Origin of the sequence: Nocardia sp. NPDC127526, assembly GCF_042672265.1 — a bacterium.
Taxonomy (GTDB): Bacteria; Actinomycetota; Actinomycetes; order Mycobacteriales; family Mycobacteriaceae; genus Nocardia.
Map to the genome: position 1 here is coordinate 386,845 of NZ_JBHXVO010000001.1, position 6,467 is coordinate 393,311.

The window sequence follows — 6,467 nt, forward strand, 5'->3', positions numbered from 1 at the left end:
TCCCGGGGCCCTCAGGGGCTTCGCCCCCGAATCCCCAACTACGCCGGGGCTTCGGAGGCTTCGCGGCCGAACCCGCGAATGCAGTCGCTGGAGATGATTTCGCCGCCCACGTTCCAGAAGTCCGCGCCGGGTTCGGCTTCCAGGTTCAGGGTTGCCGGGTCGCGCCAGGGGGCGTCGAGGTGTAGGCGCCAGGAGTGGAGGTGGGTGCGGGGGTGGGTTCCGGATTTGTCGAAGAGGGGGTCGCCGGTGATGGGGTGGCCGATCCAGGCCAGGTGGACGCGAATTTGGTGGCGGCGGCCGGTGATGGGGCGGAGGGCCAGCACGGTGTGGGCGGGGGTGCGGGCGAGGGTGGTGAATTCGGTGATGGAGGGGTAGTTCTTGCCTGCCAGGAGGTCTTGGTCGTCGACGCGCCAGGTGTCGCCGTCGCGCCGGATGGCCTCGCGGGGGGCGGCGATTCGTACGCGGTTCTTGCGGCCGACGCCGAGGGGGAGGTCGATGACTCCGCGGTCGGGCAGGCCGGTGGATTCGGTGACGGCCAGGTACGCCTTCTCAGCCGTGCGCTTGTTGAACTGGCGGGTGAGCTGGCCGTGCGCGGGCAGCTCCTTGGCCAGCAGGACGAGCCCGGAGGTGACCTTGTCGATGCGGTGCACCGGGTAGAGGGTCTCCCCGGCGGCCGCGGCGAGCTCCACGAGGTCGGTGTCGTGGCGCTCGCCGGTGACCGAGATGCCCGCGGGCTTGTTCAGCGCCAGCACCGCCTCGTCCTCGGCGAGCAGGCACTGTTTCCGCAGTTCGGGCCAACGCGTATCCACCCGCCCAGGGTAGAGATCAGGCGACGGCGTGCTCCAACTCGGTCAGGCCCGCCTCCAGCAGATCCGGGAAGCGGCCCAGATCCGGCACCGTTTTGCGGCAGCCGACGAGCCCGAAGTCGAGATTGTCGCCATTGCTGGTGACCGTGATGTTCATGGCCTGCGATTCGAACGGAATCGACAGCGGATAGTTGGCGTCCAGCCGCGCCCCCTGCATGTACACCGGCTTGCGCGGCCCGGGCACATTCGAGATCACCAGATTGAACGGCATGCGCGGCAGGGCCTCGAACCCGGGCAGCAGCGACACTCCCAGCGGCGTCATGAGCAGCGCCGACAGCGCCATGGCCTCCAGTTTCGGCAGCTGGGTGAAGACCTGCTTGGTCTCGCGCATGGAGGCGCTGATGGAGCGCAGCCGCGCCAGCGGATCGTCCAGGTGCGTGGCCAGATTCGCCAGGCAGGCCGCGACCATATTGCCCTCGGCGGTATCGGCCTCGGCAATGCTGCGAATGTTCACCGGCACCATGGCGATCAGCGGATCATCCGGCAGCGCCCGGTGTTCCAGCAGATACGCGCGCAGCGCCGCCGCGCTCATGGCCAGCACCACATCATTGACGGTCGCGCCGGTGGCGTACCGGATCGTATTGATGCGCTCGATCGGCCAGGACCGCACCGCGATTCGCCGCGCGCCGCCGATGGAGGTGTTGAGCATGGTCTTGGGTGCGGTCATGGGCATGGTGAGCCGGCCGTCCACGGCCCCGCGCAGCGGCGCGGCAATCGATCCGGCGCTGCGCATCATGCGCGGCAGCGCTTTTCGCAGCTGCTGCCAGGAGCTCTGCGGTTCGCCGTCGCGCGGGACCGGCGCGGCGCCCCACGGCACCCGGACGCGGGTGTCGAACGGATCGTCGGTGAAGGTGCGCAGCATGAGCCGCATGGCCGAGACGCCGTCGATGAGTGCGTGGTGCATCTTGATGTAGACCGCGAAGCGCCCGTCGTCGAGTCCCTCGATGAGGCGGGCTTCCCACAGCGGCCGGTGCCGGTCCAGCAGCGTGCCGTGCAGGCGCTCGGTCAGATCCAGCAGATCGGCCATGGAGCCGGGCGCGGGCAGCGCGCAACGCCGCAGGTGGTAGTGCAGATCCACGGCATCGGCATGCGACCAGGACAGACTGGAGAAGCCGCCCAGCATGCGGCTGGGGTGCCTGCGGAAGCGGGCGCGCACCTCGCCCGCGGCGGCCATCTCCTCGTAGCGGTCGCGCGCGAATTCGGGGCCCGCGTCGGCGGGCGGTTCGAACAGTTGCAGGCCGCCCACGTGCATCGGGTGTTCGCGGGATTCGAAGGCCAGGAAGATCGCGTCGAGAGGGTTGAGAAGGTCCATCGGTTTCGCCTAACCGGTGCGGCAGCGCGGATCGTCACAGTGAAACGGGGCTGCCCAGGAAAGAACGGTATGGCGACACTGCCCCCGTGTGTTAACGGTGAATCAGATTATCACTGTGCTTGATTCGTCATAACCCGAACTCCGGGCCGTAAACCTCCGGCATGGCTGCCGCGCGATTGCTCGCGGCGCAGGTCCGCCCGCGAGGCGAAGGACATGCTCACGATGGTGCGCCGCCCGTGGGTGAACGGGTGCACGCGGTGCAGGGTGGTATCGGTGCGAATCAGGTAGAGATCGCCGGGATGCAGTTCCCAGGAGCGGATCGGATTCCGGATCAGGGTGCGATAGATATCGGAGTGGTCCCAGTCGCGGCGGGTGTGCGCCACGGTCTGCACGAAGCCGCCCTCCTCCAGCGGCGGGCATTCCACCACCAGCGCGAGCAGGAAAGAGTATTCGCCCCAATGCCATTCGTTCGGGCGATCGTCGTGGTGCAGGCGGGTGATGGCGTAGCGGCGGTCTCCCGGCCGCGGCAGCACGTCCTCGGCCGCCACCACGGATAGCCTGTGGCGCAAGGATTCACAGTCGTACAGCTGCGGAATGCACTGCCCGTGCGCGTCGACTTCCCGCTGCCCGATATCGATTCCGTGCCGCGCGGGCTCGTTCCCGGGAAGCTTGGCGCCCAGTTCCTGATGCCGGTCCACCAGGGTCAGCGCCTCGGCGGCCAGGCTGCGTTTCACCTGGTGCGGGAGCAGGAAGCCGAGCCGGGCGATCCCGGTCTCGGTCAATCGATCCCGGGCGTGGAGCAGGGCCTCCGGGTCGATGCGGCGCAAATGCTTGCGAGCGTTCTCGAGCGTGCTGTGTTGCTGCACCTCCTCGATTGTAATCCGTTGCCGGGCAACAACCTTGGAATTGTATTTAGTCTTGATCACGATCGGGGCCGAGCGCCGTGATCTGACTGTCGACCACCGTCGACGGGACGCGCCGAGCGAGGGGCCTTGCCGCCGCGCCCGCGCGCGGCGGGAGTAGCTTGAGATTCGCTATGGGCGATTACGGACATGAGCTGAGGTTCGGGATCTTCGTTCCGCCCGAGGCGGCGCGGGGCCGGGAGCTGCTGCGGCTGGTGCGCCTGGCCGACGAGCAGGGCCTGGAGATCCTCGCGGTCCAGGATCATCCGTATCAGCCCGCCTTTCTCGACACCTGGACGCTGCTGTCCTATCTGGCGGGCGTCACCCGCAATCTCACCCTCATGCCCGCGGTGGCGAATCTGCCGCTGCGCCCGCCCGCCGTCCTCTCCCGCGCCGCCGCCAGCCTGGATCTGCTCAGCGGCGGCCGGGTGGAACTCGGCCTGGGCGCGGGCGCGTTCTGGGACGCCATCGACGCCATGGGCGGACAGCGCCGCCCGCCGGGGGAGGCGCTGCAGGCGCTGCGCGAGGCGATCGCCGTCATCCGCGCCCTGTGGAATACGGAGGAGCGCCCCTATCTGCACGGTGAGATCTACACCCTGCGCGGCGCCAAACCGGGCCCGCGCCCGCCCCATCCGATCGGCATCTGGCTGGGCGTCTACGGCCCGCGCGCCCTGGCCATGACCGGTGAGCTGGCCGACGGCTGGCTCGGCGGATTCGCCTACGCGCCACCGGATTCCCTCGCCGCCCGGATGGCCGCCATCGACGCCGGCGCCCGCGCGGCCGGTCGCGTCCCCGCCCTCATCCGCCGCGCCTACGTGATCGAACCGGCCATGCCGCAGGCCCAGCTCACCGAGATCGCGCTGGCCCACGGCATCAGCGAGTTCCTGCTCCAGGTCGCCCCCGGCGACGAATGGGAGACACAGCGTTTCGCGGCCGAGACCGCACCCGCCGTGCGAGCCGCCGTCGCCGCCGCCCGCGTCGCCTGAACGGTGCGGGCTCGGTCGCCGGACCGGTGCGGGCTCGGTCGCCGGAGCGGCAAGGGGGCTTATCGGTGTCCCAGTAGAGGACTGTCGAGAATCTTCCGGATCGGCGCGGGCGCGCCGGAATGGTTGACCCGCTCGGAGCGCACGATGTGCACCGAACTGTCGCCCTGGGCCGGATCCTCGCAGAGCACGCGAATATCCCGGCCCCCGGCGGCGAGGGTGAGTTTCGCGCTGCCGTCCGCCGCGACGGTCGCCCAGGGCCCGCTGACGGTCTTGCCGGCCAGCTGGCAGCGATTACCGGGCTTCTCGCCGGAGACCGTCGCGGTGAGCGTGGCCCGGCCGTGGATGACCGCCCGCGGTTCCTGCTGGGCCAGCGCCGCGCCGGTGGCCAGCAGGGCGCCGAGCGTGCCGACCACGACGGCGGTGCTGACCCTGGTGCGCAGCGATCGACTCATGCGTCGATGGTGCCGCGCGGGCTATGAGGATTTCGTGATCCCGGGGGCGAGTCGCCCAGGTGGTGTGCTGAAAAGGGTGTCCTGACTGTCCGGTCGGAGTGTTCTCTGCCAGAATCGAATTGCTGTGAGTACGCTGAGCGCCGTTCATCGTGGGTTCCGGAGCCGATAGTCCAAGCTGCGGACGGATCTCGAGGAGGATGTGGTGACTGCCGTAGCTCCCAAGCCGCAATCGGGATTGGAGCCGACTCGGCCCTATCCGCCGCGGCTGGGCCCCAAGGGATCGTTCATCTACAAATGCGTGACGACGACCGATCCCAAGGTCCTGGGCGTCATGTACCTGTGCACCGCGATCTCGTTCTTCATGATCGGCGGCCTGATGGCGCTGCTCATGCGCGCCGAATTGGCCCAGCCGGGCATGCAGTTCCTGTCCACGGAACAGTTCAATCAGCTGTTCACCATGCACGGCACCATCATGCTGCTGTTCTATGCCACGGCCATTGTGTTCGGCTTCGCGAACATCGTGCTGCCTTTGCAGATCGGCGCGCCGGATGTGGCCTTCCCGCGATTGAACGCCTTCAGCTACTGGCTCTATCTGTTCGGCGGCACCATGGCCACGGCGGGCTTCATCACCCCCGGCGGCGCGGCCGACTTCGGGTGGACCGCCTACAGCCCGCTCACCGATATGGTGCACGCGCCGGGCGTGGGCGCCGACCTGTGGATTCTGGGCCTGGCGGTCTCCGGTCTGGGCACCATTCTCGGCGGCGTCAATATGATCACCACCGTGGTCTGCCTGCGCTGCCCGGGCATGACGCTGTTCCGCATGCCCATTTTCACCTGGAACATCATGGTGACCTCGGTGCTGGTGCTGCTGGCCTTCCCCATCCTGACCGCTGCGCTGTTCGGCATCGCCTACGACCGGCACCTGGGCGGGCACATCTACGACCCGGCCAATGGCGGCACCCTGCTCTATCAGCATTTGTTCTGGTACTTCGGGCATCCCGAGGTGTACATCATCGCGCTGCCGTTCTTCGGCATCGTCTCGGAGATCTACCCGGTCTTCAGCCGCAAGCCGATCTTCGGTTACACCACCCTGGTGTACGCGACCCTGGGTATCGCCGCGCTGTCCATCGCCGTGTGGGCGCACCACATGTACGCCACCGGCGCGGTGCTGCTGCCGTTCTTCTCGTTCATGACCTTCCTCATCGCGGTCCCGACCGGCGTGAAGTTCTTCAACTGGATCGGCACCATGTGGCGCGGTCAGCTGACCTTCGAATCACCCATGCTGTGGTCGGTGGGCTTCCTGGTGACCTTCCTCTTCGGCGGCCTGTCCGGCGTCATCCTGGCCAGCCCGCCGCTGGATTTCCATGTGTCCGACAGCTATTTCGTGGTCGCGCACTTCCACTACGTGCTGTTCGGCACCATCGTGTTCGCCACCTTCGCGGGCATCTACTTCTGGTTCCCCAAGATGACCGGCCGGATGGTGGACGAGCGGCTCGCGAAGTGGCATTTCTGGGCGACCTTCGTGGGTTTCCACACCACATTCCTGGTGCAGCACTGGCTGGGTAACGAGGGCATGCCGCGCCGGTACGCGGACTACCTGGAAATGGACGGATTCACCGTGCTGAACACCATTTCCACCATTGGCGCCTTCATTCTGGGCGCGTCGATGCTGCCGTTCGTGTGGAACGTCTTCAAGTCCTACCGCTACGGCGAAGTGGTGACGGTGGACGATCCGTGGGGTTACGGCAATTCGCTGGAGTGGGCGACCTCCTGCCCGCCGCCGCGGCACAACTTCTACGAACTGCCCCAGATCCGTTCCGAGCGTCCGGCGTTCGAATTGCATTACCCGCACATGGTCGATCGCATGCGCGCCGAGGCCCATGTCGGCTGGGGCTCCAAGTCCCATCAGGTGGCGGAGCCGGAAAAGGTCTCCAGCTAGCAATCAGTTC

At 67.6% G+C, this 6,467-nt stretch carries 6 protein-coding genes; 2 read left to right on the plus strand and 4 right to left on the minus strand.

Annotated elements, in window-relative coordinates:
* Window positions 1-38: 38 nt before the first annotated feature.
* The 3 genes from ACFVIV_RS01890 to ACFVIV_RS01900 all read right to left on the minus strand — a co-directional run bounded on the left by ACFVIV_RS01890 (window position 39) and on the right by ACFVIV_RS01900 (window position 3,044).
* Window positions 39-809 carry an RluA family pseudouridine synthase gene (locus tag ACFVIV_RS01890; protein WP_379192840.1) on the minus strand — a complete coding sequence of 257 codons (771 nt, stop codon included), beginning with the start codon at window positions 807-809 and terminating at the stop codon, window positions 39-41.
* Window positions 810-825: 16 nt separating this feature from the next.
* The gene (locus tag ACFVIV_RS01895; RefSeq protein ID WP_379192842.1) at window positions 826-2,178 is read right to left on the minus strand and encodes a wax ester/triacylglycerol synthase family O-acyltransferase; all 1,353 of its coding nucleotides are present in this window, start codon (window positions 2,176-2,178) and stop codon (window positions 826-828) included.
* A gap of 110 nt (window positions 2,179-2,288) precedes the next feature.
* Window positions 2,289-3,044, minus strand: a complete 756-nt coding sequence (locus tag ACFVIV_RS01900) for a hypothetical protein (protein ID WP_379192844.1) — start codon at window positions 3,042-3,044, stop codon at window positions 2,289-2,291.
* Between the two features lie 170 nt (window positions 3,045-3,214).
* Here ACFVIV_RS01900 and ACFVIV_RS01905 point away from each other — a divergent pair, with 170 nt between their 5' ends.
* Window positions 3,215-4,066 (plus strand): LLM class flavin-dependent oxidoreductase, encoded by an 852-nt coding sequence (locus tag ACFVIV_RS01905; protein ID WP_379192846.1) that lies wholly within the window; start codon window positions 3,215-3,217, stop codon window positions 4,064-4,066.
* 59 nt (window positions 4,067-4,125) lie between these two features.
* Here the strand turns inward: ACFVIV_RS01905 and ACFVIV_RS01910 are convergent, their stop codons facing one another.
* Window positions 4,126-4,518 (minus strand): hypothetical protein, encoded by a 393-nt coding sequence (locus tag ACFVIV_RS01910; protein ID WP_379192848.1) that lies wholly within the window; start codon window positions 4,516-4,518, stop codon window positions 4,126-4,128.
* A 202-nt stretch (window positions 4,519-4,720) separates the two neighbouring features.
* Here ACFVIV_RS01910 and ctaD point away from each other — a divergent pair, with 202 nt between their 5' ends.
* Window positions 4,721-6,457 carry a cytochrome c oxidase subunit I gene (ctaD, locus tag ACFVIV_RS01915; protein ID WP_379192850.1) on the plus strand — a complete coding sequence of 579 codons (1,737 nt, stop codon included), beginning with the start codon at window positions 4,721-4,723 and terminating at the stop codon, window positions 6,455-6,457.
* The last annotated feature ends 10 nt before the right edge of the window (window positions 6,458-6,467 follow it).